This window comes from Methylobacterium sp. PvR107 (assembly GCF_017833295.1).
Taxonomy (GTDB): Bacteria; Pseudomonadota; Alphaproteobacteria; order Rhizobiales; family Beijerinckiaceae; genus Methylobacterium.
This window is the reverse complement of record NZ_JAFIBW010000001.1, coordinates 4026407-4052019: the sequence shown is the minus strand read 5'-3', so window position 1 is coordinate 4052019 and position 25613 is coordinate 4026407. Positions and strand designations below refer to the sequence as shown.

The window sequence follows — 25613 nt, the reverse complement described above, 5'->3', positions numbered from 1 at the left end:
ACGGCCGCGGCAGGTGCCGCGGCCGCCCTGTCCGGACCGGTCCGGACTATCAGAGCGTGCGGCGGATCTCTTCGACCCGGTAGCACTCGATCACGTCGCCCGCGCGCATGTTCTCGAAGTTCTCGAAGGCCATGCCGCACTCCTGGCCGGAGGTGACTTCCTTCGCGTCGTCCTTGAAGCGCTTGAGCGTCTTCAGCTTGCCCTCGTGGATCACGACGCTGTCGCGGATCAGGCGGACATGGGCGCCGCGCTCCACGGTACCGTCGGTGACGCGGCAACCCGCAACCTTGCCGACCTTCGAGACCTCGAACACCTCCTGGATCGTCGCCTCGCCGAGGCGATCCTCCCGCAGGGTCGGCGGCAGCATCCCGGACAGCGTGGCTTTGATGTCGTCCACAAGGTCGTAGATGATGTTGTAATACCGGATCTCGATGCCGGCCCGCTCGGCGGCCTCGCGGGCCTCCTTGAGGGCGCGCACGTTGAAGCCGATGATCACCGCCTTCGAGGCCTGCGCCAGGGTGATGTCGGACTCGGTGATGCCGCCGACACCCGACAGGAGGATGCGGGCCGCGACCTCGTCGTTGCCGAGCTTCTCGAGCGCGCCCGAGATCGCCTCGACCGAGCCCTGCACGTCACCCTTGATGACGACCGGCAGCTCCTTGCGGCCGGCGCCTTCCTTGAGGTCGCGCATCATGTCGACCAGCGAGCGGTTGGCACCGCCGGTCCGGGCGTTCTGACGCTCGCGCTTCTGGCGGGCGCGGTACTCGGTGACCTCGCGGGCGCGGGCCTCGCTCGGCACCACGGTGACGCGGTCGCCGGCATCGGGCGTGCCGTTGAAGCCCAGCACCTCCACCGGCACCGAGGGGCCGGCATACTGGACGTTCTCGCCGAGGTCGTCGATCAGGGCGCGCACGCGGCCCCACTCGGCGCCCGCCACGACGATGTCGCCGGTGAACAGGGTGCCGCGCTGGACCAGAACCGTGGCCACGGGGCCGCGACCGCGGTCGAGCTGCGCCTCGATGACCGTGCCCTCGCCGTCGCGCTTCTCGTTGGCGCGCAGGTTCATGATCTCGGCCTGGATCTGGATACCCTCCAGGAGCTCCGGGACGCCGGCGCCGGTCTTGGCCGAGACCTCGAACTCGAGGGTCTCACCGCCCATCGACTCGACCTGGATGTCGTGCTGCAGCAGTTCCGTGCGGACCCGCTCCGGCTTCGCATCCGGCTTGTCGATCTTGTTGACCGCGATGATCATCGGGACGCCCGCCGCCTTGGCGTGCTGGATGGCCTCGATGGTCTGGGGCATGACGCCGTCATCGGCCGCCACCACGATCACCACGATGTCGGTGACCTTGGCGCCGCGGGCGCGCATCGACGTAAACGCCGCGTGGCCCGGGGTGTCGATGAAGGTGATCATGTCGCCGGATGGCGCCGCGACCTGATAGGCGCCGATATGCTGGGTGATGCCGCCGGCCTCGCCCTCAACCACGTTGGCCTTGCGGATCGCGTCGAGCAGCGACGTCTTGCCGTGATCGACATGGCCCATGATGGTGACCACCGGCGGACGGGGATCGAGATCCTCCTCCAGATCCGGCTCGTCGGAGGACAGGCCCTCCTCGACGTCCGACTCGGCGACGCGCCGCACCGTGTGGCCGAGTTCCTCGGCGATGAGCTGGGCTGAATCCGAGTCGATCACGTCGGTGATCTTGTGGATCTCGCCCTGCTTCATCAGCATGCGGATCACGTCCACGGCCCGCTCCGACATGCGGTTGGCGAGTTCCTGGATGGTGATCGTCTCGGGGATCGTCACCTCGCGGGACAGCTTCTCTTTCTGCTCGACATGGCCACGGCCGCTCATCCGCTGCTGGCGGCGGCGGAACGAGGCGACGGAGCGCGTGCGCTCGTCCTCACCCGACGTGGCGGTGGCGATGGTCAGACGGCCGCGGTTGCGATCGCCACCCGGAGACTTCGGCGTCTTGGGCGGCGTGATGATCTTGAGCGGCATGCCCGGCCGGCGGATGACCCGCTTGGTCTCGGACTCGTCGTCGTTGGTCTGGGCTCCGCGTCCGGCCGGACGCGCCGCCGCACCCGCACCGGCAGGGCGCGCCGCGGTCGCCGGCGTCGCGCTCTTCTCCGGCTCGGGCGCCGGGGCCGGACGGGCCATGAAGTTGAGGTCGCGCGGCTTGCGCGAATCAGCCGTGATGGTCTTGCGCGGCTCACCCGTGGACGGACGGGGCGTCAGCGGCGGGCGCGGAGCAGCCGGCGAAGCGGCGGCAGGCGCGGGCCGCGCGCCGGTCGGGCGGGCCGTGTCGGGCTGGCGGGCCGGCGCGGCCGCACGGGCCTGGGCCGCAGCAGCCGGGCGGGCCGGCGCAGCGGCGGGCTGCGCGGGAGCCTGAGCCGGGCGGGTCGGCGCGGCAGCCGGCGCCTCGTCGGCGGGTGCAGCAGCAGGGGTCGGTGCCGCCGGTGCGGGCGGGGGTGCCGCTGCGGCCGCCTTGGCGGCTTCCGCCGCCTCGGCCGCTGCGGCCGCAGCCGCGGCCTTGCGCTCTTCTTCCTCGCGACGGCGGGCCTCGGCGGCCTCGCGCTCGCGGCGGGCCTGCTCCTCGGCCTCGCGGCGGCGCGCCGCCGCTTCGGCCTCCGCCCGCTGGCGCGCTTCGGCTTCGCGACGCTGCGCGTCGGCCAGGGCGGCGGCACGGGCCGCGCTCTCCTGCTCGCTCAGCGTGCGCAGGACGACGCCCGAGGCGGCGCGCTGCGCCGGACGCGGGGGCGGCGTCGTCGGCGCAGGGGCTGCCGGACGCGGAGCGGGGGCAGGCTCACGGGCAGGGGCGGCCGGTGCCGCGCCGATGACGCGGCGCTTCACCGTCTCGACCACGACCTGCTTGGAGCGGCCATGGGAGAAGCTCTGACGCACGGTGCCCGCCTCGATCGGCCGCTTGAGGGAAAGCGGCTTCGGGGAAGTCCGATTCAGAGTCTTGTCGCCCGGGTTATTCGTATCGCTCATTCAGCCTGAACCCTGAGGGTTTCCATCGTCCCGTGAACCGACGCCCGGTGGCGCCGGCCAAATCCATCCTGCGTCGTCAACGTGAGGCTTCGTCGATCCCGCCGATTCGGGCTGGATCGGGCTCCCCGGTCGCCGCGGCGGCGCCCTCGAAGGAGCGTAGCCGACGCCAACGCGACAGGCAGCCGGCGGCTCCGGCTCCTGCGACGAGCGCAGCGTGTATCACATGATCCCGACCTAAGGCCATGTCCAATTCGTCTTCGGACAGGTCATCGATGATCGGGATCCTTGACATGGCCCCACCGTGACGCCGGTGCAAGGCCGACGCGATCTTCCGCCGGCCGTCCGGGCTCGCCTCGGCGGCGTGAATCACCGCGATGGCGCCTGGCTGGCCGCCGATCGCCGCCTCGACCTTCGAGAAGCCCGCCACGATGCAGCCCGCCTTGTTGGCGAGCGCGATCGCCTGCCGTAGATCGGCCCGGAGCGCCGCGGCGATCCGGTCCGGCAGGTCGGGGGCGGCAGGGGTCGGCCCCTTGAAGGCCCGCGAGAACAGGTTCTTGCGCACCGCCGTGGCGACGACCTCGCGCTGGGCACTGACCCAGGCGCCGCGGCCCGGCAGCTTGGCACGCAGGTCGGGCACGACGCTGCCGTCGGGCCCGCGCACGAACCGGATCATCGCCTCCGGCGCCTGGGCGACGCGCGTGACGATGCAGGTCCGCTCAGGCGCGCGGCGGCCGGGGCCGGCATCGAGCCCCCCGGCAACCAGCCCGTCCTCGGGCGGGGTCGTGTCGACCGCGACCATCGCGCCTCCGCGCCGCCTCTCGCTCAGGCCTCGGCCTGTGCGGGAGCGGCCTCATCACCCTCATTGCCGTCGGCGGCTTCCGCGCCGTCCTGGCCTTCCGGCTCCGGCAGGGCCTCGATCCAGCCGGCCTTCAGGCGGGCGGCCATGATCAGGGCCTCAGCCTCGGCGCGGGACAGGTCGAATCCGTCGAGATAACCGGCATGGCGCACGGCCTCGGGGCCGCGGCCCTCCGTGTAGCCGACAAGGTCATCGGTGGCGCAGCCCGCCAGATCCTCGATGGTCTTCACGTCGTTCTCGCCCAGCGCCACCATCATGGGCGTGGTGATGCCCTCGATCTCGCGCAGCTCGTCGGCGACGCCGAGTTCGGTGCGGCGCGCATCGTGCGCCTGCTCGATCCGGGCGAGATGATCCTGCGCGCGGGCCTGGATCTCGGTGCCGGTCTCCTCGTCGAGACCCTGGATGCCGGACAGCTCCTGGATGTCGACGTAGGCGATCTCCTCGACGTTGCGGAAGCCTTCCGCCGCGAGCAGCTGGCCGACGGTCTCGTCGACGTCGAGCGCCTCCATGAACTCCTGGGTCCGCTCGGCGAATTCCTTCTGGCGGCGCTCCGATTCCTCGGCCTCGGTGAGGATGTCGATGTCCCAGCCGGTGAGCTGCGAGGCGAGGCGCACGTTCTGGCCGCGGCGGCCGATCGCCAGCGACAGCTGGTCGTCCGGCACCACCACCTCGATGCGGTCGGCCTCCTCGTCGAGCACCACCTTCACCACCTCGGCGGGCTGGAGAGCGTTGACGATGAAGGTCGCCTCGTCCTCCGACCACGGGATGATGTCGATCTTCTCGCCCTGGAGTTCGCCGACCACGGCCTGCACGCGCGATCCGCGCATGCCGACGCAGGCGCCGACCGGGTCGATGCTGCCGTCGCGGGAGATCACCGCGATCTTGGCGCGGGAGCCCGGATCGCGGGCGACCGCCTTCACCTCGACGATGCCGTCGTAGATCTCGGGCACTTCCTGGCCGAAAAGCTTGGCCATGAACTGGGGATGCGAGCGCGACAGGAAGATCTGCGGGCCGCGGACCTCCGAGCGCACGTCGAACAGGTAGGAGCGGATCCGGTCGCCGGGCCGGAAGGTCTCGCGCGGGATCATCTCGTCCCGGCGCACGATGCCCTCGCCGCGGCCGAGGTCGACGATCACGTTACCGTACTCGACGCGCTTGACGATGCCGTTGAGGATCTCGCCGATGCGGTCCTTGTACTCGTCGAACTGGCGGGCGCGCTCGGCGTCGCGCACCTTCTGAACGATGACCTGCTTGGCCGACTGGGCGGCCACGCGGCCGAAATCGAAGGGCGGCAGGGTGTCGGAGATGACGTCGCCGACCAACGCACCCGGATTGTAGCGGCGGGCCTGATCCAGGGTGATCTCGCGGGCGTCGTTCTCGACCTGATCGACAACCAGGAGGTGACGCGACAGGCGCAGCGCCCCGGTCTTGTTGTCGATCTCGGCGTGAACGTCGGTCTCCGCGCCGTAACGGGAGCGGGCGGCCTTGGCGATCGCCTCCTCCATCGCGTCGATCACGATGGAGCGGTCGATCACCTTCTCGCGGGCGACCGCGTCGGCGATCTGGAGGAGTTCGAGCCTGTTGGCGCTGACGACGGCCATCGGTGTCGGTCCTTCTCTTCCGTCAAATCTTCGGGCCGGCCGCGGGGCGGCCGACGCTGGGGTCTCAGTGCAGGGAGTCGCGGTCCTTGAGCCGGGACGCCTTGGTCACGACCGGCTTCTTCGGACCGGTCCGGGCCGGATGCTTGGGCTTCGGCGCGGGACTGGCCTTCTTCGGCCCCTGCGGGCGGAACGGGCTTCGGACCGGCGGCGACGCGCTCTCCTCGGCGAATTCCTCGTCCGTGTCCTCGTCCGCCTCATCCTCGGCGGGCGGGCCGCCGCGGCGAAGCGACTCGCGGACCAGCTCGTCGGTAAGGACGAGGTGGGCCTCGGCGAGGTTCTTGAGGGGCAGGTCGATGCGGCTCGGCAGCCCTTCCTTGACGTCGGGCAGATCGATCGGGACCGTCAGCCCAGCCGGATCCGGGGCGCCGAGAATCCCGCGGAAGCGCTTGCGCCCGTCGAGCGGCGGGCTCAGCTCGACCTTGGCCTCGTAGCCGACCCAGCGGGCGAAGTCCGAGACCCGCACCAGCGGCCGGTCGATCCCGGGCGAGGAGACCTCCAGGTTGTAGGCGCCGCCCACCGGATCGTCGACGTCGAGGATCGGCGAGATCGTGCGGCTCACCGCTTCGCAATCCGCGATCGTGAAGGTCCCGTCCGGCCGCTCCGCCATGATCTGCACGGTGCAGCCGTTGATGTTGTTGACCTTCACCCGCACCAGCCGGAAGCCGAGACCCTGGAGGGGGCCCTCGATCGCCTGCGCGACGCGCGCGGCGACGCCGGCCTCGCGGACGAGGCGCTTCTCGGACAGATCCGCTTCGATCTCGGACGACATGGGTTTGAGCGCGCAACCTTCGCGGCGTTCTGCGTGGCCCGTCCGCAGCGTGCGGCCTCTGCGGCGAGAGGATGTGCGGCGAAAAAAAAGAGCGGACCCGGTGGGGCCCACTCCCGAACCGCAGCCTCGCGACTGCCATCAGAACTGTTGAGAGCTAGATAGCGAGCCTCAGTCGGAAGTGCAAGGTGGATCCGCGACACCGCGCGGCCGGGTTCTGCCAATTCTCGCCCGCATCCTGAGGGGCCGGAGCGCAGCGGAGGCCTCGAAGGAGCCCTCCAGTGGCCGCGGCGAACCCGGGAGCCCGCGTCCGAGCCTCGCTGCGCCCGCACCTCAGGTCAGGTGATCGGCTGCTCTCAAGCGGCTTCAGCCGCTCCGCGGCACCCGTCCCTCCAGCGGATAGGCCGGATCGTTGTAGCCCGGCGTCGTCGGGTGGCCGGCGGCGACGAAGCCGTCGACCAGCGCCTCGTCCTCGGGGGTGAAGGCATAGTCGAGGGCGCCGAGATATTCCTGCCACTGGGCCTCCGTCCGCGGGCCGGCGATGACGCCGGTGACGAGGCGGTTGTTCAGCACCCAGGCGGTGGCGAACTGGCCGGCCGTGATGCCCCGGGCCTCGGCGTGCTCCTTGAGCGCCCGGGCGATGCGCAGCGATTCGGGCCGCCACTCGGTCTGCATCATGCGCGTATCCTGGCGGCCGGCACGGGATTCGGCCGGCGGCGGCGCGTCAGGATCGTACTTGCCGGTGAGCACGCCGCGAGCGAGCGGCGAGTACGGCACGACGCCGAGCCCGAAATGCGCGCAGGCCGGCAGGTGCTCGGTCTCGGGCATGCGGTTGAAGGCGTTGTAATAGGGCTGGCTCACCACCGGCCGGTCGATCCCGATCTCGTCGCACAGGCGGCAGATCTCGGCGACCCGCCAGGAGCGGTGGTTGGAGACGCCGAAATGCCGGATCTTGCCGGCGCGCACGAGGTCGGCCATCGCCCGGACCGTCTCGGCCAGCGGCGTGTCGTGGTCCTCCTTGTGGAGGTAGTAGATGTCGACGAAGTCGGTGCCGAGCCGGCGCAGGCTGTCCTCGGCGGCCTTCATCACGTGGACCCGCGAGAGGCCGCGATCGTTGACGCCCTGCCCGGTCGGGTTGGCGACCTTGGTGGCCAGGATCCAGGCGTCGCGCTCGGCCTTGATTGCCCGGCCGGTGATCTCCTCCGAGCGGCCTTCCGTGTAGACGTTGGCCGTGTCGATGAAGTTGATCCCCGCCTCGCGGGCGCTGCCGACGATGCGGCCGGCCGTCGCCTCGTCGGTCGGGCCGCCGAACATCATCGTGCCGAGGCAGATCGGTGAGACCTTGAGGCCGGAGCGGCCGAGTTTGCGGTACTGCATGGGATCCATCCGGTGTCCGTCACCACGCTAATTCGCCGCGGCGACGCTGAGGTCAACCACCACGTGTAACCTGACTGTGACCGCGGCGAACCGACCCGTGCCGGCACCGATGCTGCAGGGCGATCGTTCTCGCCCGGGGCAAACCGCCGCCCGCCTCCCTCACGAGCGCCATGTTCGAGACCATGATCGACCGCTTGGCCGTCCCCCTCCCCTGGCTCGACCGGGCCGGCCGAATCTCCTGGCTGAAGCTCGCGGTGTTCCTCGCCTGCATTGCGCCGGCCCTGTATCTCGCCGCCGCCTATCGGCTCGATGCGCTCGGCGCGAAGCCGATCACGGCGCTGATCCACGCCACCGGCGAGTGGGCGGTGCGCTTCCTGCTGTTCTCCCTGGCGATCTCGCCGCTGCGCCGCATCGCCGACTGGTCGAAGGTCCTGGTCGTCCGGCGGATGCTCGGCATCACCGTGATGGCCTACGCGGTGGCCCATCTCACCCTCTACGCGGTCGACCAGAACCTGATCCTGACCAAGGTCGTCTCGGAGATCGCGCTCCGGCTCTACCTGACGATCGGCTTCGTGGCGCTGATCGGGCTGATCGCCCTGGGCCTGACCTCCACGGACGCGGCGATCCGCAACCTGGGCCCGAACTGGAACCGGCTGCACCGGCTCGTCTACACGATCGCCGTGCTGGCCTTGGTCCACTACTTCCTGCAGTCGAAGATCGACGTCACCGATCCGGTCTTCTCCGCCGGGCTGTTCCTGCTGCTGATGGGCTGGCGGGTGATGCGGCGCTTCCGATGGCCGGAGCGGCCCTGGTCGCTGCTCCTGCTCGCGGTCCTCGCCGCGCTCGCGACCGCAGGGCTGGAGGCGGCGTGGTACGGTCTCGCCAGCGGCGTCCCGGCGAACCTCGTGCTCGCGGCCAACCTGGACTTCTCCGGTCCGATCCGGCCGGCTTGGTGGGTGCTGGCGGTCGGGCTGTCGCTGCCGGCCGTGGCGCTGGTGCGGGGCCCGAGACCGCGCGCCGAAGGGCAGGCGCCGGGCAGACGGCCGGCCGCCCCGCCCCGCCGGGTGCCCGCGCGCGAAGCCGCGGCAGAGCCCTTGTCGCCGCGGGCCTGATGCCGCAGAACCCGCTCCCGGTCCTCCGCCGCCGGCGGCCGCGGGCCCAGCGGAGCTTCCAGGACGCCATGCGCGGCACGCTTCTTCTGATCGCGGGCTTGCTCGCGCCGACCGCTGCCCTCGCGGCCCCGGCCGCGAAGCCGGCTGCCAAGGCGGCGCCCGCTGCGACGGCGCAGACGGCCCCCGCGCCGGCCGCCACATCCTGCACGCCGCCCGAGCCGCCGCCGGCCGCCGCCCGGCCGGCCAAACCGGCGCTGCCGGCCAAGCCCGCCTGCCTCGAGACCAAGGAGGGCTGCCCGGGCTGGGAGGCCTACAGCTACAACGACGCGATCAAGGCCTACAATCTGCAGGCGCAGGCCTTCCGGCCGATCGCCGAGGCCTACCTGCAGAAGCTCAATGCCTACGTGAAGGCGAGTTCGGAATACGCGCAGTGCGAGGTCAACGCGCTGCAGAACTAGCCGGCTGAACGGCAGCCGACATCGCCCCGCGGGGGCGGTTCAGGCAGTCCGGCGCAATCTCCGGTGATGAGGGCCGCGATCCCCGCGCGCTCGATCAAGCCGAGGCCGCCGTGCCCGCTCGTCGTCTCCTCGTACGCACCGGATTCTGCGCCCTGCTCCTCGCCGCCGGCCCGACGCTGGCCGCCGATTTCGACGGACCCTATCCGCCGCGCGACGATGGCGGCCTCGCTCAGGAGGACGAACCCGAGCGCCGGCCGCCTCCGCCGCCACCCCGGCCGGAACCGGAATTCCGAGGGCCCCGCTTCACCGCGGCGCCCCCAGAAGCGTGCCGGGAATTCGTACGCCGTCGGTTCGATCCGGATGGCGCGCCGGTGCTGCGCCGGGTGCGGGTTTGCGACGAGCCGGTCGTCGACCGCGGGCCGCCGCCTCTGCCCCCGGAGGACATCCCGCCCCGTCGCTGGGGTGGGCCCCGCTGGTAGGCCCCGCCTGCTCCCGTCCGCGGCTCATGCTCCGGCATCGCCGACGGTGCGCGCGGAGCTTGGCAAGTCAGCGGCGCGACGAGAGCCGCGGTCGCGCCATCCTGGATAACCGCGCCCCGCCCATCGGGAGGGAGCGCGATGCCTCAACCGACGGGCTCGATTCGAAGCCGGCTCAGATGCGGACCGGCGCCTTCTTGAGCGCGGCCGCGAAGGCTTTGAGCTGGCGGTTCAGATCCGCCAGTTCGTTCAGCGCGATGGTCTTGTGGCCGTCGCGGACCGCGCGCTCGATATCCTCGACCTGCAGGTCGACGAGGCGGCGGATGGCGGTGGCGACTTGTTGTCGGGTCATCGATTCGAGCGTCTCGTCCGAGCGTCCTGGCGGGCCTCAACGGACGGCCGTTTCGCGGCCGTCGACACGTTTCGGTGATAGGCCGGTAGGCTTAACCGTTGGTGTCCGCGGCCCCGCCGTGCACAGGGGATCAGGTCTCGGCCGAGGCCCTAACGGCGCTCGCGCATCTCGGTCCGGCGCATCGGCATCGCGTCGATCGTGGCGAACAGCCGCTGCGGCGCGATCGGCGCCGCTTCGGTGATCTTGGCGCCCCCGTCCTTGCCGATCAGGACCGCGCGGAAGCTGTCCGCGGGGAGGCCGAGGCGCTCGCGCAGGGCCCGCGCCTCCGCCCCGGAACCGACCGCTTCCAGCACCACGAGGTCGCGCTCGGCGACGCCGGCGCGGACCGAGGCCAGCGCGGCCCGTTGCGCCCGGAACTGCGCGTCCCCGGCATCAGGCGCCGACAGGACCAGAACGCGCGCGCGATCCCGGTAGGCGTCGAGCGGGCCCGCGGAGGCCGCCCCCGCTGCGAGGACCGTCAGTCCGAGACCCAGGGCCGTCCGCCGCATGCCACCGCTCCGCGCTCCAGAGCCGGGACAACGCGCAATCCTGGCATGAGATCACGCCGACGCCTTTGCCGCCGGGGCCGGGCGCCCCAGATCGGGGGCAGCCAGTCTCCGGGAGTCCGTCATGACCACCGCCATGAACCGCCGCATCGTCCTGGCCTCGCGCCCGCACGGCGAGCCGCGGCCCGAGAATTTCCGCCTCGAGGAGGTGCCGGTGCCGCAGCCCGGACCCGGCCAAGTCCTCCTGCGCACCCGCTGGCTGTCCCTGGATCCCTACATGCGCGGCCGGATGAGCGACGCGAAATCGTACGCGGCCCCCGTGGAGATCGGCGCGCCGATCACCGCCGAGACGGTGGGCGAGGTCGTCGCATCGCACCATCCGGACCACGCCGTGGGCGACCTGCTGACCGCCTTCGCGGGCTGGCAGGACTATGTCGTCACGGACGGCAAGGGCTCGCGCAGGATCGATCCTGCCGCGGCCCCGCCCTCGACGGCGCTCGGCGTCCTGGGGATGCCGGGCATGACCGCCTATACGGGCCTGCTCAACATCGGCCAGCCGAAGGCCGGTGAGACGGTCGTGGTGGCCGCGGCCGCCGGCCCGGTTGGGTCGCTCGTCGGACAGATCGCCAAGCTGAAGGGGGCCCGCGCCGTCGGGATCGCCGGCGGTCCGGACAAATGCCGCTACCTCACCGAGGAGCTCGGCTTCGACGCCGCCGTCGACCACCGCGGCGCCGATCTGCCCGGGGCGCTCGCGGCCGCCTGCCCCAAGGGTATCGATGTCTATTTCGAGAATGTCGGCGGCGCCGTCTTCGCCGCGGTGATGCCGCTGCTCAACCCCTTCGCGCGGATCCCGGTCTGCGGCCTCGTCTCGGCCTACAACGCCACCGAGATCCCGCCCGGCCCCGACCGCCTGCCCGGCCTGATGCGCTCGGTTCTGACCAACCGGCTGCACATCCAGGGCTTCATCGTCTGGGATTTTGCCGCGCAGGCGGAGACGTTCCGCCAGGAGGTCGGCGCCTGGATCCAGGAGGGGCGCGTCCGCTACCGCGAGGACGTGGTCGAGGGGCTGGAGAACGCTCCGGAGGCGTTCATCGGCCTGTTGAAAGGCCGGAATTTCGGCAAGCTGGTCGTGCGCGTGTCATAGCCGTATCTTGCTGGCGGATTGGAACGGATGTAGAACAAATAAATCCCGCGGCACTGCGGAAAGCGGGCACAAGCCCGTCCCGCCGGTTGCCGCTCCGGAGGCCCGGGCGCATGGTTCGCGCGCCGCCGGGCAGATGCCCTGTGAGATCCGTACGGTCAGGAGAGAGCGATGGCGGGCAGCGTCAACAAGGTGATTCTGGTGGGCAATCTCGGGCGCGACCCCGAGATGCGCCGCCTCGGTTCGGGCGATCCGGTGTGCAACCTGCGGCTCGCCACCTCCGAGTCGTGGAAGGACAAGGCGACTGGGGAGCGCAAGGAGAAGACCGAGTGGCACTCGGTCGTGATCTACAACGACAACCTCGCCCGCGTCGCCGAGCAGTACCTGCGCAAGGGCTCGAAGGTCTATATCGAAGGCCAGCTCCAGACCCGGAAGTGGACCGATAATTCCGGCGTCGAGAAGTACACGACCGAGGTGGTGCTCCAGCGCTTCCGCGGCGAGATGACGATCCTCGACGGGCGCGGCGGCGGCGGAGACGTCGCCGGCGAGGACGAGGGCGGCGGCCAGATCAGCCGCGGCGGCGATCGCGGTGGTGACCGGGGCGGCGATTTCGGCGGCGGCCGTGCCCAGGGCGGCGAACGGCGTCCGGCTCCGGCCTCCTCGGGCGGCGGCGGCAACCGCGGCTACGACCTCGACGACGACATCCCGTTCTAGGCGCGTCGCCGGACCCCGAAACCCGCCGCCCTGCGCGGCGGGTTTTTTGTTTGGGCCGATCCAGCACCGGGCCGGTGTCGAGACCGTGCAGATGCGGGTCAACCTCCCGCTCATGCGCGGCACTATCGGCCGCGCCGGCGCCGGGATCTCGCGGCCGATGCGCTGGTCGACGCTCCAGACCGACAGCCTCCTGCGTCAGGCCCTGATCGACAACGGGCTGCGTCAGGCAGCCCCCCGCATCGCCCACCTGATCTGCGAGGTGCGCGCCCGCCTGCAGGCCGTGGACGAACCCGTCGCGCCCGGCTTCGATTGGCCGCTGACCCAGGACGACCTCGCCGACGTGACCGGGATGACGCCCGTCCATGCCAACCGCTCCCTGCGGATTCTGTGCGACATCGGCCTGACCATGCTGGACCGGCGTCGGGTGCACGTTCCCGATCCCGACCACCTGGCGGCCTTTTGCGAGTTCCGGCCCGACTATCTGCATCGCGCCCACGCCCCCTCGGATCCGGTGCGCTGAGGCCATGCCGCTGTTGTTCTTCCACCTGCGTCCCCCCGCGGTCGCGAGCGCGACGCGTTCGGCCTCGACCGGCCGAGTCCGGAGGTGGCCTATCTGGAAGCCTGTCGGACGATTCCGGACCTGTGCGTCGATCGGCTGAACGCGGGCACGGCGGAGCTCGCCGGCGCGTTCCTGATCTGCGATGCGGACGGCACGGACCCGATCGAGGTACCGTTCAACGAGCAGCTGAACGACGGGCGCAGGCCTGGAAGGCCCAACCCGGTCCCCGAAGCCCTCGCCTGCCTGGCGGAGGTTCGGAAGGGGCGGCGGCTGGTCGCCGAGATGCGAGCCCAGATCGCCGAGATGCGCGCGAGCGCAGCCGCGATGCGGGCTACGGCACAGCTGGCCATTGCAAGGACCGAGGCGGCGGGTCCGGGCGGGGTCTAGCGGCTTGGCCCACACGCCGCAGGGACGATGCAGGCCAATACTTGTGAATGACCGCCTCAAACACGGCTTGACGCCGGAACGGCGATCCGGCCGGCACGTTGACCGGCGCCATCCGCATGCGGTCACCCCGTCTCATACATCCTGTCAGAGCGAATCGGGTCACGAATGGTTGGTCAGCCACCAGGGTTCGGAACGGCTGAGCCGCTGGACGACGGTCCGGAGGGGAGAGGTGGAACAGGTGCGACGCCGGGAACCCCGGAGGCGGCGGCCGTGAGCGCGAGCTTCAAGCGGTTCGCCGATGTCGTTCCCCTGATGATGTGGCGCTCCGACGAGAACGGCCACGCGATCCACCACAACGAGTGCTGGCTGGAATTCACCGGGCGGCCCCTCGAAGAGGAACTCGGCCTCGGCTGGCGCAGCGGACTGCATCCCGAGGATTTCGAGCGGCATGCCAAGGTCGTCGCGGCCGCCTTCCAGGCGCAGCAGCCCTTCACCGTGGAGTTCCGGCTACGCCGGCACGACGGCGAGTACCGCTGGCTGCTCGACACCGCCCGCCCCCTCATGGAGGACGGCCGGTTCCAGGGCTATCTGGGTTCCTGCTTCGACATCACCGACCGCAAGCACGCGGAGGAGCATATCGAGCACGCGCTGGCCGAGAAGGAGGCGCTCCTCGCCGAGGTCTACCATCGCGTCCGCAACAATCTGCAGGTGATGGTCAGCCTGATCGGCCTCTACGGCCGGGCGGCGCCGGATGCCTGCCGCGGCAGCTTCGAGGCCCTGGGCCAGCGGGTCCGGGCGATCGCGCTGGTGCAGCAGCACCTGCACGAGGCGCCGCACATCGCGTCGATCGATCTCAAGGACTATCTGCACCGCCTCGCCTCAGGGCTCGGGCAGCTCCGGCGGGCCGGGCGGATCAGCGTCCAGGTCGGTGGGTCGGGGAACGGGCTGGTCGAGCCGCGCATCGCCAACGCCCTCGGTATGATCGTCGCGGAGATCGTGGCCGAATGCCTCGACGCCACCGCCGAGCATGTCGCCTGCTCGATCACCATCGACATGGAGGCTGCGGGCAACGAGCCCCTGCGCCTAGGGATCGTCTCCGGCGTGAGCGAGATGGCCGCCTCGGGCCGGCCGAACGTGCCGAAACTCGGGCCACGCCTGATCGCTGCCTACGCGGCCCAGGCCGAAATCGCTGTCCAGGGCGATGCCAGCCCGGCCGATCCCCTGCGCCTGACTTTGCCGACGTCGGGTCAAGTCGCGCAATGAACACCCGCGGCGCGGGGCCCTGTCGCCACACCGGCGCGGGCGGCCTATAGCGGCGCAGATCACTCTGGATCCGGCCGAGCATGCTTCCCCCGATCGACACCATCATCGAGAATTTCGAGATCGTCGAGGACGACGACATGCGGCTCGAGTACCTGATCGAGCTCGGCCGCACCCTGCCGCCCATGCCCGAGGATGAGCGGACCGAGAATAACCGTGTCCACGGCTGCGAGAGCCAGGTCTGGATCGACACGAAGGCGGAGCCGTCCGGCGGGACCCCTCGACTGGTCCTGCACGGCTTCAGCGACTCGTTCATCGTCCGCGGCTTCGTCGCGCTGATGGTGGCGCTCTACACCGGCAAGACCCCGCAGGAAGCCGCCAAAATGGACGGCCTGGACCTGTTCCGGCAGTTGCGCTTCGGCGCCCACGTGACCTCGAAGCGCTCGAACGGCGTTCGGGCCATGGCCGAGCGCATCCATCGCGACGCGGTCCGGCTTGCCGCGGAGACCTGAGAAACCGCCCCCGTCCTCGCGGGCGCAGCGCGGCGGCTCCCTATCGGCGACCGTGGCCCCGATAGGGCCCGCTCACCCCCGCCACAACCGCATTCGCCCGCGCTTCGGACCGGTGGCCTCCCGCTCCAGGCCGTAATGCTCGGCGAGCCGCCCGAGGGCGATGCGGGCCACGACCTTTGCCGACCGGGCCGGCCAGCGCCGCTCCGCCTCGATCCGCTCCAAACCCTTCAGGAAACCGCACAGGTCGATCAGCAGACCCGACAGGTCGCTTCCGACCGCGTCGAGGGCGCCGCGCACCCGCTGCCGGGCCGCGATCACGTGATCCGCCGCGGAGGCCGGGTCGCGCGGGCCGCCGCCGTCGACGCGCGCGGCACCGAACTCGCTTCCCATGCGCGGCAGCAATGCCGCCGCGGTCATGTCCCGGCGCAACCGCTCGCCCGCCTCGAAGGAGGCCGCGTCGATCAGCGGCGTTCCATCCCGGTCCCGTCGGCGCACCATCCAGGACAGGGGATTCTCCGACGCGTTGCGCAACACCGGCTCCGGACTTCCTTCAACCACGGTGAGGTCCTGGTGCTGCGCGGCGAAAGCCATGTCGCCTGGCATGGCCTGCCGCCGCAGCCGCGCCCGACCGGCGGCCGTGATCGTCAGCTGTGTGCCGGCGGCATTCCACGCCGCCAGATCTTCGGCCGCCAGGACTCGGCCCGACGCCGTCGCGAAGCGCCCGCTGCCGACCGAGATCCCCTCGCCCCCGCGCCGAGCCACCAGGGCATTCTCGACGAGCGGATCGGGCCGCGCGTAAGCGCCGGCCTCACCGAGCCGCGCCAGCAGGCGTGCCGCCTCGGCCGGCAGGTTGCTCGAAGGGGTGCGACGGCGATGCGACGATACGGCCCTGGCAAGCTTGTGGTCGTTCAGTTTGTTCATGATTTGTTCCAGCGACAACGAGCCGGGAACGCGACGGCCCTATCCTCTCAGAAAGTTTTCAGCCGTCAAGGTATATTTACCTACAACTCACAGCTATCTTGAGCTGGTCTGCGGGCGCCCCGTCGGCGGCTGATGCAGGACGTCGGCGATCTCGTCTTCCGATTTGCCCCGAACTGCGTAGCCCATCGCCTCAAGGCGATCGATCAGCGCCGCGCTGGTCGTCGCGGAACGCGCCGCCCATTCTGCGAGAAGGTTGTTCACCCGCTCCAGATCCGCTTCGGGGTGATCGTCCTGCGAGTCTGGGGTCGCGACCATATCGGCACCTCGGCGTCGAACCGGCAGCTGTGATCGCCGCCACAGCCCGCGGTTCAACGCCCGAGGTTGTCACCGGCTCCCGATGCGCGACCGCCACTGTCTTTCCGGGGCGGCGCAGGCCGCTCGGGAGCCGGGAACAGCGAACGGGCCTGGATTGCCCGCGTCAACGGTTCCAGGTTCCTCTGGACGGCCATGGACTGACCGGCGGATCGGCACGGAACCTCGCGCCCCCCACTTCCGCCAGACGCGCGCTGCGGGCCCCAGGCCTGCGCCCTGACCGCCTTGCATCGCGGCGCCCGTCGGGACACATCCCCTGACCCGGATGTGTGGGGATCTGACGGAGAGACGATGACGGAGATCGGCCACGGCTTGCACGCTCAATCCATCGGCGCGCCGGTCGCCGAAGCCCGGCCGCGGCGCTTCAGCGTCCATGGGCAGGAAGTCATCGACTCCTACGCGTGGCTGAAGGCCGAGAACTGGCAGACCGTCCTCAAGGACCCGGCTGCCCTCCCGGAGGACATCGCCGCCTACCTCAAGGCCGAGAACGCCTTCTCCGAAGCGGCGCTCGCCGGGACCGCGGAGCTGCGCCAGCGGCTGGTTGCCGAGATGCGCGGGCGGATCCAGGAGGACGAGAGCGGCGTGCCCGATCCGGACGGGCCGTTCGCCTACTACACCCGACACCGGGAGGGCGGGCAGCACCCGCTCGTCTGCCGCCGGCCGGCGGCCGCACCGGACGTACCCGAATCCGGGCCGGATCCGGACGAGACCATCCTCATCGATGGCGATCGCGAGGGCGAAGGCCTGCCCTTCTTCGAAATCGCCGCCGCGGTGCATTCCGACGATCACACCCGGCTCGCGTGGAGCGTCGACACCAAGGGGTCCGAACTCTACACGATCCGGGTGCGCGACATCGCCACCGGCCTCGACACCGACGACCGCGTCGAGGCGACCTCCGGCGAGGCGGTCTGGGCCGCGGACGGGGAAAGCTTCTGGTACGTGGCGGTGGACGCCAACCATCGGCCTGCCAAGGTCATGCGCCACCGCTTGGGCACCGCGCAGTCGGAAGACGAGACGGTCTACACGGAGGCCGATGCCGGCTACTTCGTTCATATCGGCAAGACCCAGTCCGGCGCGTTCCTCGACGTGACGGCGAGCGACCATGAGACTTCCGAGGTCCGGCTGCTCGACCGCCACGCGGAAGGCGCACGTTTACGCCTCGTCGAGCCGCGCACGCCGCTGCTGATCTACGGGGTTGAGCATCGCGGCGACCGGCTGTTCATCCGCACCAACGCCGACGGCGCCGAGGACTTCAAGATCGTCACCGCCCCCCTCGACGATCCGGGCCGCGCCAACTGGACCGACCTCGTACCGCACCGTACCGGTGTGATGATCCGGCACCTGCATCTGCTCGCCGACCACCTGATCCGGCTGGAGGTCGAGAACGCTCGGCCGCGGATCGTCGTGCGCGCCCTCGCCGACGACACCGAGCACACGGTTGCGTTCGACGAGGAGGCCTATTCCCTCGGCCTGCGCGCCGGGCTCGCCTTCGACACGGCGATGATCCGCTTCGTCTACTCGTCGATGACGACGCCGTCGGAGACCTGGGATTACGATTGCGGCAGCCGGACACGGACCTTGCGCAAGCGGCAGAGAATGCCGAGCGGGCACGATCCGGCCGCCTACGTGACCCGGCGGCTCTTCGCCACCGCGCCCGACGGCGAGCAGGTTCCGATCTCGCTGCTGCACCGGCGGGATCTCGCCCTCGACGGCAGCGCGCCGCTGCTGCTCTACGGCTACGGCTCCTACGGCACGCTGATGCCGGCGGCGTTCCGCACGAACCTGCTGAGCCTCGTCGACCGCGGCTTCGTCTACGCGATCGCCCATATTCGCGGCGGCACCGAGAAGGGGTGGCGCTGGTACCTCGACGGCAAGCGCGAGAAGAAGCCCAACACCTTCACGGACTTCATCGCCTGCGCGCGGGCGCTGATCGAGGGCCGCTACACGTCCGAGAAGCGCATCGTCGCCCATGGCGGATCGGCGGGCGGGATGCTGATGGGTGCGGTGGCCAACCTCGCACCGGAGCTGTTCGCCGGGATCGTCGCCGACGTGCCCTTCGTCGATGTGCTCAACACGATGCTGGACGCGGAGCTTCCACTGACCCCGCCGGAATGGCCCGAATGGGGCAACCCCGGCGAGAGCGAGGCCGACTTCCGGACGATTCTTTCGTACTCGCCCTACGACAACGTCGCCGCCAAGGAGTACCCGGCGATCCTGGCGCTCGGCGGGCTCACCGACCCGCGGGTGACCTACTGGGAACCGGCCAAGTGGGTCGCCCGGCTGCGGGCCACCATGACGGGCGGCGGACCGGTTCTGCTGCGGATCAACATGGAGGCCGGCCATGGCGGAGCCGCCGGCCGGTTCGACCGGCTGGAGGAGGTCGCGTTGATCTACGCCTTCGCGCTCATGGCGGTCGGTAAGGCGTAGAGGTCGAACGCAACGCCTGCGCCGTTCAGACGTCTCTGAGCCGGGGCGCGGCACGCCCTCTGTCCCGTAGTGCCAGGCCGATTCGAACCGAACCGCCAGGCGCGTACGATGCGCAGAATGAGCCCGTTGCCTCCTGCCTCCGTTCGGCACGGTGGCGGACCTTCGCACCCGAGAACCTTGACCCGACCCATCAGAACGCATCGCGCGACCCAGTTCGAGAGCCTTGACGGAGCAGGGACCGGACCCACCCGGGAAACCCCTCGGGTCTCCGGTGTTCCCGTAGTGCCGGCCCCGGCGCAGGAGGCCGCCTGTTTTCCTTCGGAGAATCCGTTCTTGCCCGAGGCGACCTATCCACCCCTCGACGTGCTCAAGCCCGTCGCCGACGGCCTCTGGATCGTGGACAGCGGCCCGCTGCGCGCCCTCGGGATCCCGCTCCCCGTCCGGATGACCGTGATCCGGCTCCGCGACGGCTCGATCTGGCTGCACTCGCCCACGCGCTACGACCCGCGGCTGCACCAGGACATTGCCGCGCTGGGACCCATCCGCCACATGGTCGCGCCGAACATCGCCCACTGGACCTTCCTGAAGGAGTGGCAGACGCAGTGTCCGGACGCCCTGACCTGGGCGGCCCCGAACCTGCGCCAGCGCGGGCAGGTCCGCCGCTCGGGCCTGCGCATCGATCGGGTACTCGATGACGCGCCGCCCCCGGAATGGGCCGCGGATTTGCGCCAGGTTGTGGTACCGGGCGGCCTCTCCTTCCGGGAGGTCGCGTTCTTCCACGGGGCGAGCCGCACCCTGATCCTGACCGACCTCGTCCTCAACCTGGAACCGGCCAAGATGCCGGCGCTCGTGCGCCCGCTCCTGCGCCTCGCCCGCATGACCGCGCCGGACGGGCAGCCGCCGCCCTATTTGCGCCTCGTGATCAGGCTGCGGCGCCGCGCGGCCGCGCAGGCCGTCTCGGAACTCCTCGCGTTGAAGCCCGAGCGCGTCGTGTTCGCTCACGGTCTGTGGTTCATGCGGGACGGCGCCGCCCATCTGCGGCGATCCCTGCGCTGGCTCGGCGCGTTCGGCTGAGCGCGCCGGCGCGGTTCCGCATCCGGCTCAGGGGCCGGCGGCGCGCGGCCGGATGATCCAGAAGCCGCACGGCACCCGCGTCGGCGACCCGTGAGCACGACGCGGCATTCGACGCGCGCGCAGAGCCCTGCACCGGGCGACGGGCGGATCCATCCCGACCGCGCCCTCCGCCCGGTTCAGGGCGCTGACCCGCGGGCCGCGAAGCCCTGGGTTCTGCTGCTCGAGGGCGTCCAGCACGGCATTGACGGCACCGATGATGGCGCCGGGCGAGCCGCCCGGGATCTCCGGCCGGATCGCCTCGACGAGGCGCGTCCGGAATGTCTGCTCGACCTGCGGGTGCTCGGTCCCTTGCGCCTCGGGCCAATAGGCGGCGTGAACGTTCTCGGCGATCGTGCGGGCCGTCCGATCGACCCCTGGGGTACCCTACTCCATCGCTAGCCTGCCTCGATCCCGATGCTGAGAGACGGAGAAGGGTGGCCCTCGGCGCAGCGCGTTCAAGGTCCCCCGGGCTCCGGGGCCGGGTCGACGCCGTCGAGGGACTTGGCGAGCTCTGTCAGCACCTCCTCCACCATGGGCGGCCAGGGCGCGTTCGCCTCGTCCATCAGGCGCGCGGCGCTGACCAGGGCGGCGATCTGCCCCTCGTAGATCGGTCGCCCGACGAGCTGCGCGTAGCGGACCCGGGCCGCGAGGGCCGTCGCGAGGCGCTGGACCTCCGCGATCTTCGCTTTCGGCGCTCCGGTGCCCTCGCCGTTGGTCATCCACCCACCCCCGTTGGCAGCCCGCAGCCTGTCTTAAGCCATGACCGATATGCCGTCAGGAGGCAGCGCGGTCGAGCGCGGGAACTTCCGCCGCTCGGATGCGTCGATTTCATGCAGGCAGACGCATGCCGTGTTGGGAGGTTCACATGCGCAGATCGACGATCCTCACGCTGGCCGCGGCCTTTGTCCTCGGCGCTGCACCGGCCTTCGCTCAGCCTATCAGCCAGACCGGCACCGGCGGCGGCCCCACATCGGCGGCGAAGGCGCCGCACACCGCAGCGACCGGCCAGACGGTGCCGAATCCAGGCGCGCTCAATGCCAACGAGACCGGAAGCATCGAGCGCCGGGACGCCACCGAACAGCGCAACGACGCCATCACCCGCGGCATCTGCATCGGCTGCTCCCGCTAGGTTCGATCCCGACGGGCCCGCGACCAGACGCGGCGCAGCCCCGACGACCGTTCAAGACCGCGCCCCGAGGCTCCGCCGAGGCCTTGAAGGCGCGCGCGCCTTCGACCAAATCAATTACCCCACTCACCATGAACAGGAGCTACAGCGTGGCGAACGAGGCTGTCGAACAGGCGCCCGGCAAGACCTATTTCGGTCTCACACTTTCACAGCATGCGGAGCGCATCAGGAAATTGGCGACAGAACGCGGCCTGACAGGCGAGGTCTTCGACCGTGTGACCGCGAAGGCTGTCGAGATGATCCCGACCATCCGGTTGAACGACGGCGCCCAGCGCTGACGCTGGACCGGGCCGGCTACCGCTCGGCCCGTAAGCTCTTGACGATGCGGCTGGCGATCTTGCGCACGGCCGCATCATCCCGCGCCTCGCCCTCGACCTTGTCCCAGAGGTGGTCGAGGCTTCCCTCCAGCTCGTCCAGCAGTTCCGGATGGCGCTGAGCCAGGAAGCGGATCGTCCCGAACAGCAGATGCTCGGTGGCCATCTCGCGGCGTCGCGCTTCGACGATGGGATCCCGGTGCGGCGTAGGGGTCGGGTCAGTCATGATCGCCCAACGATCCACTGACGCCGCGGTTCGGCACGTCCGGCGCGGTGTGACGCCGCGGCGACTGGCCGCTCTCCCGGGTTTGGCCTGAGCCTAGGCGCGAACAGGAACGGCATCCTCCCGCTCAGACTGAATCATGTCGAGGAACGACACCTCAGGAGGGAGAGGACGATGGGCGATACCGACCCTGCCAAACCGGGCGACGAGGCTCCTCCGGGCACTTCCGGAGCCGGCGAGAACCTGTGCCGCGCTTGCGGCGGCTCCGGCACGATCGCCGACAAGACCAGTGCCGAGTGACAGGGCACCGGCAAGGTCACCACCGGCATCGGCGGCGCCTGACCGGCCGCGCGGCCAGCTGTTCGCATCCGGACATGACGGGATCCTTCCCATCGTCCTGGGTCTCAAGGCGCGGACGTGATGATTGCGGCAGCCGGTCCTGTCCGCGCGCGCGTGCCCGGATCGCGGCCTCCGCTGAGCGGCCCGCGCCGGCAGGACTTTCGGCTTCGACCCAAGGTTCGTCGCGGTGCGTCCTCAGCTCGGAACGCGTCCGGACCGGCACGATTGTCTTGGAGAAACCGGGAGGATCCTGATGGCCGATGTTGCGCAGATCCAAGAACATGCCGAGGTGGTCGGCTCTGATGGCGTTCACGTCGGGACCGTCGACCATGTCGACAAAGGCGAGATCAAGCTGACGAAGCGCGATGCCGCGGCGGGCGGCCTGCACCACTATATTCCGCTCGACTTCGTGCAGTCCGTCACCGACGGCAAGGTTCATCTGGACCGGCCGGCCGACGAGGTGAAGCGCGAGTGGTCGACGTCGTGACCAGACGGCTGGTCCGGAGGGCCGCGGCGCTCAGCGCCGCAGCGTACCGAACCAGGCTGTCAGCGGCTCCACGAAGGCCGCCCAGGTGCGCGCCCAGACCGTTCCGCTGCGGCCATCCTCGGCACCGCGACCCGACATAAGGGCTGCGACCAGCGCATCCTCGCGGGGCTTGCACTCGTCGAGGGCGTTCCGCTCGTCGCCGGCACGGCCCTGCCCTGACGGCTGGTGGGCGGAAGCCTCGCGCAGGCAGCGATGCCAAGCCTGTTCCAGCGCACGCGGATCGGCCGAATTGGCCGCCGGTGTCGCGACTGCCGGAGCGGCGGTCAGGAGGAGCATCGCGGACAGGCTGAGCACCGGCATGCGCATGCCTTCCCTATGCCCTATCATCGGGCCAGCCGGATAGAACGTATCGGCAACAGTACGGCCTGCTCGGTGCGCCGCGGGCTCAGTCGGCCCGGTGCGATCGGGCTGCCCGGCAGCTGTGATCCATCAGATCCTCGGCACTGGCGTCCGGCATCCTGTAGGCCAGGACGATCATACCGGCTTGCGGGCTCTCGGGGTCGGCCGCGACCGCCGCGAAGCTGGCGTCATGCAGCTTCCCTTGCCAGCCCGATACGCGCGCGAGCGCCGCGAACGGATTGAAACCCTCCACCCTATCGGCCGGAACCCGGAGGGCGAGGTACTGTGTCTCTCCAAACGGGATCGGAAACGGCGCCCAGGTCTCGCCGACCGCAGGTCCGTGCGCCTTCAGGGCAGCCATGACGCTCCGGCGCATGCAGTCGAGGTGGATATGCAGCTGATCCTGGCTGCGGCCGCCCACCGAGTTCACCTCAAGGCCAACCGCCGCGATGGGCAGCCGGCCCTGCAGCGCGTCCGACACCGCGTGCCGGGCTTCGAGCGCCGCCCGCCAGTAGGCCACACCGTGGGGCCCCTGGAGCACGGGTGCCTCGATGCCCGACACGTTGTCGGTCGGCATGACGACCGTATGGGTCGCCTGGCCCGGCGCGCGCAGCACCGCCGTTCCCGGACGCTCTCCGTCGCCAAGATCGACGGACAGGCACGGGAAGCTCCGGCCGGCCGCCTTCTTGGCGAGCACACAACCCTGAAGCGCGACCCACAGCACGTCGCGCGTGGGGTTGGCCGCGATGGCAGCCGGGATCGACGCGAAGGCGAGCAGGGTGGCAACGATCAGCAGCCGGCGCATGATCAGGTCTTCCGGTCCTCGGCAACCAATATGCTACAAGCCGCGGTCGATGATCACTGTAGGCTCATGCTGTCAGTGCAATGTTACGGAGCTTCGATGCCGAGATCGGACATGCAGCGGCTGAGCCTCGTTCGGGCCGCGACCTGGATCCTGGTCGCCCTCATCGCTACCGTCACCCTCGTGCCGCTCGGGTTCCGGCCGGTGGTGACGGCCGATCCCAGCGTCGAGCGGGCTGCGGCCTATGCCCTGGCCGGATTGCTCATGATGGTGAGCTATCCGAAGCACTGGCGCCGGATCCTGATCGGCAGCATCCTCCTGGCCGGCGGCCTCGAGGCGGCGCAGACCCTGACCAGCACCCGCCATGGCCGGTTCGACGACTTCCTCGTGAAGGCCGGTGCCGCGCTGGCGGGTGCGGTCGCGGGCCTCGCGCTCGCAGGTTTGGCGAGCCGCCGCCTGACCGCTCGGGCGGGCGGATGAGTCCGGTCCGGCGCCGGCCCGTTTGAAGCGGCCGGCCCGCGTCTGGACTGGGAAACTGCCGCGCTTTCCGAGCGTTGCTCACGCGGGGCTCACACGCGAGGTGTGGCATGTTCGGCGCAGGCAAGCTCACGGGACGGTTCTGGTTTCGCAAGACGTGGACGGGCAAGCTGGTCCTGCTCGTCGAGGAAGAGAGGCCGCGCTGGTTCGGTCGCGGCGGCCTGACCAAGCTTCGGTGGCGAGACGCGCGCCTGCTCGACTTGGCGGAGGCGCCCATGCGGACGCTGATGACCCTGGAGCGGACCTACCGGGCAGAATACGGGACTGGTCCGACACGGGTTCTTCAGGCTGTCGTTCCGTCCAGCAAGCGGGGCGCCGTCGCCACGCCGCTCGGAGATGCCGCCAGCGCCTGAGGGCGGGCGAAGGCGCGGGTCGAGCCTCAGGGGGCAGAGCTCGACCCGCCTGCCGTTCGGCTTCTGTCCCCAAAGTCGGAGCGGCCTCCCCACAGACCACGGCAGGGTAAACGCAGCGTAAATTTCCGCCCGCTCTTTGGTCCATCCTGCCCGACACGCTCGTGCGCGAAAAACGGTCCGCGTAGCGCTCTGTAACTCATTTTATCTGCGCACAGCAGGACCCTTGATCTATGTTGGTATTCCCCCGTAGTTACGGTAGATAACGGCGATTATCGGTTATCTTCTTGCAGATAAGCACTTGACTGCGGAGAAGATACTCCACGTTCATGGCACACTCCCGCGTGAGAGGCGCCAATGGACGACAGCACTTCACTCCCGAACCAAGACCAGATCGATTTGGTCGAACTGACCGCCGACATCGTTTCGGCTTACGTGGCCAACAACTCCGTTCCGGTCCCCGATCTGCCGACGCTTCTATCCGGCGTTCATGCTGCCCTGACCGGTCTTGGCCAGACCTCCGCTCCGGCTGAGCCGGAGCTCAAGAAGGCGACGCCCGCACAGATCAAGAAGTCGGTCACGCCGGACGCGCTGATCAGCTTCATCGACGGCAAGCCCTACAAGACACTCAAGCGTCACCTGACCGGCAACGGCATGACCATCGAGCAGTACCGGCAGCGCTACGGTCTTCCGCCGGACTATCCGACCACGGCTTCGGCATATTCGGCGATGCGCGCCGAGTTCGCCCGCAATGCCGGCCTCGGCCACAAGCGCCGGGGTCCGGCCGCGAAGCGTGCGGATCTGTCCGAAACCGCCCCGGCGGCGTCGGAGGCGGCCGGTCGGGGCACGAAGACCGCGAAGGGCCGCAAGCCCAAGAAGGCCAACGCCGAGGCGTGAGCGTTCCGGCCCGGTCTCTCGCGAGTCGAGGCCGGAACGCCGCCCGCCGGCACGTTCGGCCCCGCCTTGCGCTCG

Annotated in this window: 32 protein-coding genes; 19 read left to right on the top strand and 13 right to left on the bottom strand. The window is 70.2% G+C overall.

From position 1 onward, the window contains the following. Positions 1-49: 49 nt before the first annotated feature. The 5 genes from infB to JOE48_RS19060 form a co-directional block, all read right to left on the bottom strand. Positions 50-2995, bottom strand: a complete 2946-nt coding sequence (gene infB / locus JOE48_RS19080) for a translation initiation factor IF-2 (protein ID WP_210032142.1) — start codon at positions 2993-2995, stop codon at positions 50-52. A gap of 76 nt (positions 2996-3071) precedes the next feature. Next, positions 3072-3794 (bottom strand): RNA-binding protein, encoded by a 723-nt coding sequence (locus JOE48_RS19075; protein WP_210032141.1) that lies wholly within the window; start codon positions 3792-3794, stop codon positions 3072-3074. Between the two features lie 23 nt (positions 3795-3817). Further along, positions 3818-5452, bottom strand: a complete 1635-nt coding sequence (gene nusA, locus JOE48_RS19070) for a transcription termination factor NusA (RefSeq protein WP_210032140.1) — start codon at positions 5450-5452, stop codon at positions 3818-3820. Positions 5453-5516: 64 nt separating this feature from the next. Next, positions 5517-6281: a ribosome maturation factor RimP gene (rimP, locus tag JOE48_RS19065; RefSeq protein WP_210032139.1), complete on the bottom strand. Its 765-nt coding sequence runs from the start codon at positions 6279-6281 to the stop codon at positions 5517-5519. A 363-nt stretch (positions 6282-6644) separates the two neighbouring features. Further along, positions 6645-7655 (bottom strand): aldo/keto reductase, encoded by a 1011-nt coding sequence (locus JOE48_RS19060; protein WP_210032138.1) that lies wholly within the window; start codon positions 7653-7655, stop codon positions 6645-6647. Between the two features lie 182 nt (positions 7656-7837). On the opposite strand from JOE48_RS19060, the gene JOE48_RS19055 reads away from it, so the two are divergent. The 3 genes from JOE48_RS19055 (at position 7838) to JOE48_RS19045 (ending at position 9704) form a co-directional block, all read left to right on the top strand. Continuing rightward, complete coding sequence (locus tag JOE48_RS19055; RefSeq protein WP_210035893.1) at positions 7838-8767, top strand: protein-methionine-sulfoxide reductase heme-binding subunit MsrQ; 930 nt, start codon at positions 7838-7840, stop codon at positions 8765-8767. A gap of 68 nt (positions 8768-8835) precedes the next feature. Next, positions 8836-9225 (top strand): hypothetical protein, encoded by a 390-nt coding sequence (locus tag JOE48_RS19050; protein ID WP_210032137.1) that lies wholly within the window; start codon positions 8836-8838, stop codon positions 9223-9225. Between the two features lie 110 nt (positions 9226-9335). Further along, positions 9336-9704 (top strand): hypothetical protein, encoded by a 369-nt coding sequence (locus JOE48_RS19045; protein WP_210032135.1) that lies wholly within the window; start codon positions 9336-9338, stop codon positions 9702-9704. Between the two features lie 172 nt (positions 9705-9876). On the opposite strand, the gene JOE48_RS19040 is transcribed toward JOE48_RS19045, so the two are convergent. Both JOE48_RS19040 and JOE48_RS19035 read right to left on the bottom strand, forming a co-directional pair. Next, positions 9877-10053 (bottom strand): hypothetical protein, encoded by a 177-nt coding sequence (locus JOE48_RS19040; protein ID WP_192706253.1) that lies wholly within the window; start codon positions 10051-10053, stop codon positions 9877-9879. A 149-nt stretch (positions 10054-10202) separates the two neighbouring features. After that, positions 10203-10601 (bottom strand): DUF4174 domain-containing protein, encoded by a 399-nt coding sequence (locus JOE48_RS19035; protein ID WP_210032134.1) that lies wholly within the window; start codon positions 10599-10601, stop codon positions 10203-10205. Positions 10602-10722: 121 nt separating this feature from the next. On the opposite strand from JOE48_RS19035, the gene JOE48_RS19030 reads away from it, so the two are divergent. The 6 genes from JOE48_RS19030 to JOE48_RS19005 all read left to right on the top strand — a co-directional run bounded on the left by JOE48_RS19030 (position 10723) and on the right by JOE48_RS19005 (position 15171). Beyond that, complete coding sequence (locus JOE48_RS19030) at positions 10723-11742, top strand: NADP-dependent oxidoreductase (protein WP_210032133.1); 1020 nt, start codon at positions 10723-10725, stop codon at positions 11740-11742. Between the two features lie 168 nt (positions 11743-11910). Continuing rightward, on the top strand, positions 11911-12453 hold the full coding sequence (gene ssb, locus JOE48_RS19025) for a single-stranded DNA-binding protein (RefSeq protein ID WP_210032132.1): 543 nt from the start codon (positions 11911-11913) through the stop codon (positions 12451-12453). Positions 12454-12499: 46 nt separating this feature from the next. Then, positions 12500-12973 carry a Crp/Fnr family transcriptional regulator gene (locus JOE48_RS19020; protein WP_210032131.1) on the top strand — a complete coding sequence of 158 codons (474 nt, stop codon included), beginning with the start codon at positions 12500-12502 and terminating at the stop codon, positions 12971-12973. 84 nt (positions 12974-13057) lie between these two features. Continuing rightward, on the top strand, positions 13058-13399 hold the full coding sequence (locus JOE48_RS19015) for a hypothetical protein (protein ID WP_210032130.1): 342 nt from the start codon (positions 13058-13060) through the stop codon (positions 13397-13399). Positions 13400-13564: 165 nt separating this feature from the next. Next, on the top strand, positions 13565-14662 hold the full coding sequence (locus JOE48_RS19010; RefSeq protein WP_280921326.1) for a PAS domain S-box protein: 1098 nt from the start codon (positions 13565-13567) through the stop codon (positions 14660-14662). A gap of 80 nt (positions 14663-14742) precedes the next feature. Beyond that, the gene (locus tag JOE48_RS19005) at positions 14743-15171 is read left to right on the top strand and encodes a SufE family protein (protein ID WP_210032128.1); all 429 of its coding nucleotides are present in this window, start codon (positions 14743-14745) and stop codon (positions 15169-15171) included. A gap of 72 nt (positions 15172-15243) precedes the next feature. On the opposite strand, the gene JOE48_RS19000 is transcribed toward JOE48_RS19005, so the two are convergent. Beyond that, complete coding sequence (locus JOE48_RS19000; RefSeq protein WP_210032127.1) at positions 15244-16092, bottom strand: DUF6456 domain-containing protein; 849 nt, start codon at positions 16090-16092, stop codon at positions 15244-15246. 93 nt (positions 16093-16185) lie between these two features. Then, the gene (locus tag JOE48_RS18995) at positions 16186-16407 is read right to left on the bottom strand and encodes a hypothetical protein (protein ID WP_210032126.1); all 222 of its coding nucleotides are present in this window, start codon (positions 16405-16407) and stop codon (positions 16186-16188) included. Between the two features lie 348 nt (positions 16408-16755). Here JOE48_RS18995 and JOE48_RS18990 point away from each other — a divergent pair, with 348 nt between their 5' ends. The 3 genes from JOE48_RS18990 (at position 16756) to JOE48_RS18980 (ending at position 20403) form a co-directional block, all read left to right on the top strand. Further along, positions 16756-18891 carry a S9 family peptidase gene (locus tag JOE48_RS18990; protein WP_210032125.1) on the top strand — a complete coding sequence of 712 codons (2136 nt, stop codon included), beginning with the start codon at positions 16756-16758 and terminating at the stop codon, positions 18889-18891. Positions 18892-19224: 333 nt separating this feature from the next. Then, complete coding sequence (locus JOE48_RS18985) at positions 19225-19965, top strand: DUF4336 domain-containing protein (protein WP_210032124.1); 741 nt, start codon at positions 19225-19227, stop codon at positions 19963-19965. 90 nt (positions 19966-20055) lie between these two features. After that, positions 20056-20403, top strand: a complete 348-nt coding sequence (locus tag JOE48_RS18980) for a hypothetical protein (RefSeq protein ID WP_210032123.1) — start codon at positions 20056-20058, stop codon at positions 20401-20403. Positions 20404-20459: 56 nt separating this feature from the next. On the opposite strand, the gene JOE48_RS18975 is transcribed toward JOE48_RS18980, so the two are convergent. Further along, positions 20460-20723, bottom strand: coding sequence for a hypothetical protein (locus JOE48_RS18975; protein ID WP_210032122.1), 264 nt, complete (start codon positions 20721-20723; stop codon positions 20460-20462). Positions 20724-20869: 146 nt separating this feature from the next. On the opposite strand from JOE48_RS18975, the gene JOE48_RS18970 reads away from it, so the two are divergent. Next, a complete protein-coding gene (locus JOE48_RS18970) occupies positions 20870-21133 on the top strand; it encodes a hypothetical protein (RefSeq protein ID WP_210032121.1) in 264 nt (87 codons plus the stop codon). Between the two features lie 146 nt (positions 21134-21279). Next, complete coding sequence (locus JOE48_RS18965; protein WP_210032120.1) at positions 21280-21468, top strand: hypothetical protein; 189 nt, start codon at positions 21280-21282, stop codon at positions 21466-21468. A 16-nt stretch (positions 21469-21484) separates the two neighbouring features. On the opposite strand, the gene JOE48_RS18960 is transcribed toward JOE48_RS18965, so the two are convergent. After that, complete coding sequence (locus JOE48_RS18960; RefSeq protein ID WP_210032118.1) at positions 21485-21730, bottom strand: hypothetical protein; 246 nt, start codon at positions 21728-21730, stop codon at positions 21485-21487. 171 nt (positions 21731-21901) lie between these two features. Here JOE48_RS18960 and JOE48_RS30855 point away from each other — a divergent pair, with 171 nt between their 5' ends. Together JOE48_RS30855 and JOE48_RS18955 are read left to right on the top strand one after the other, a co-directional pair. Then, positions 21902-22027 carry a hypothetical protein gene (locus tag JOE48_RS30855; protein ID WP_280921325.1) on the top strand — a complete coding sequence of 42 codons (126 nt, stop codon included), beginning with the start codon at positions 21902-21904 and terminating at the stop codon, positions 22025-22027. A 292-nt stretch (positions 22028-22319) separates the two neighbouring features. Further along, positions 22320-22553 carry a DUF2171 domain-containing protein gene (locus tag JOE48_RS18955; protein ID WP_210032117.1) on the top strand — a complete coding sequence of 78 codons (234 nt, stop codon included), beginning with the start codon at positions 22320-22322 and terminating at the stop codon, positions 22551-22553. Between the two features lie 30 nt (positions 22554-22583). Here the strand turns inward: JOE48_RS18955 and JOE48_RS18950 are convergent, their stop codons facing one another. Together JOE48_RS18950 and JOE48_RS18945 are read right to left on the bottom strand one after the other, a co-directional pair. Continuing rightward, a complete protein-coding gene (locus JOE48_RS18950) occupies positions 22584-22913 on the bottom strand; it encodes a hypothetical protein (protein ID WP_245252878.1) in 330 nt (109 codons plus the stop codon). 85 nt (positions 22914-22998) lie between these two features. Next, on the bottom strand, positions 22999-23757 hold the full coding sequence (locus JOE48_RS18945) for a CDP-diacylglycerol diphosphatase (RefSeq protein WP_210032115.1): 759 nt from the start codon (positions 23755-23757) through the stop codon (positions 22999-23001). 96 nt (positions 23758-23853) lie between these two features. Here JOE48_RS18945 and JOE48_RS18940 point away from each other — a divergent pair, with 96 nt between their 5' ends. The 3 genes from JOE48_RS18940 (at position 23854) to JOE48_RS18930 (ending at position 25538) form a co-directional block, all read left to right on the top strand. Then, complete coding sequence (locus JOE48_RS18940; protein WP_245252877.1) at positions 23854-24234, top strand: hypothetical protein; 381 nt, start codon at positions 23854-23856, stop codon at positions 24232-24234. A gap of 107 nt (positions 24235-24341) precedes the next feature. Continuing rightward, positions 24342-24644, top strand: coding sequence for a hypothetical protein (locus tag JOE48_RS18935; RefSeq protein ID WP_210032114.1), 303 nt, complete (start codon positions 24342-24344; stop codon positions 24642-24644). Positions 24645-24998: 354 nt separating this feature from the next. Further along, complete coding sequence (locus tag JOE48_RS18930) at positions 24999-25538, top strand: MucR family transcriptional regulator (RefSeq protein ID WP_210032113.1); 540 nt, start codon at positions 24999-25001, stop codon at positions 25536-25538. Positions 25539-25613: the final 75 nt, after the last annotated feature.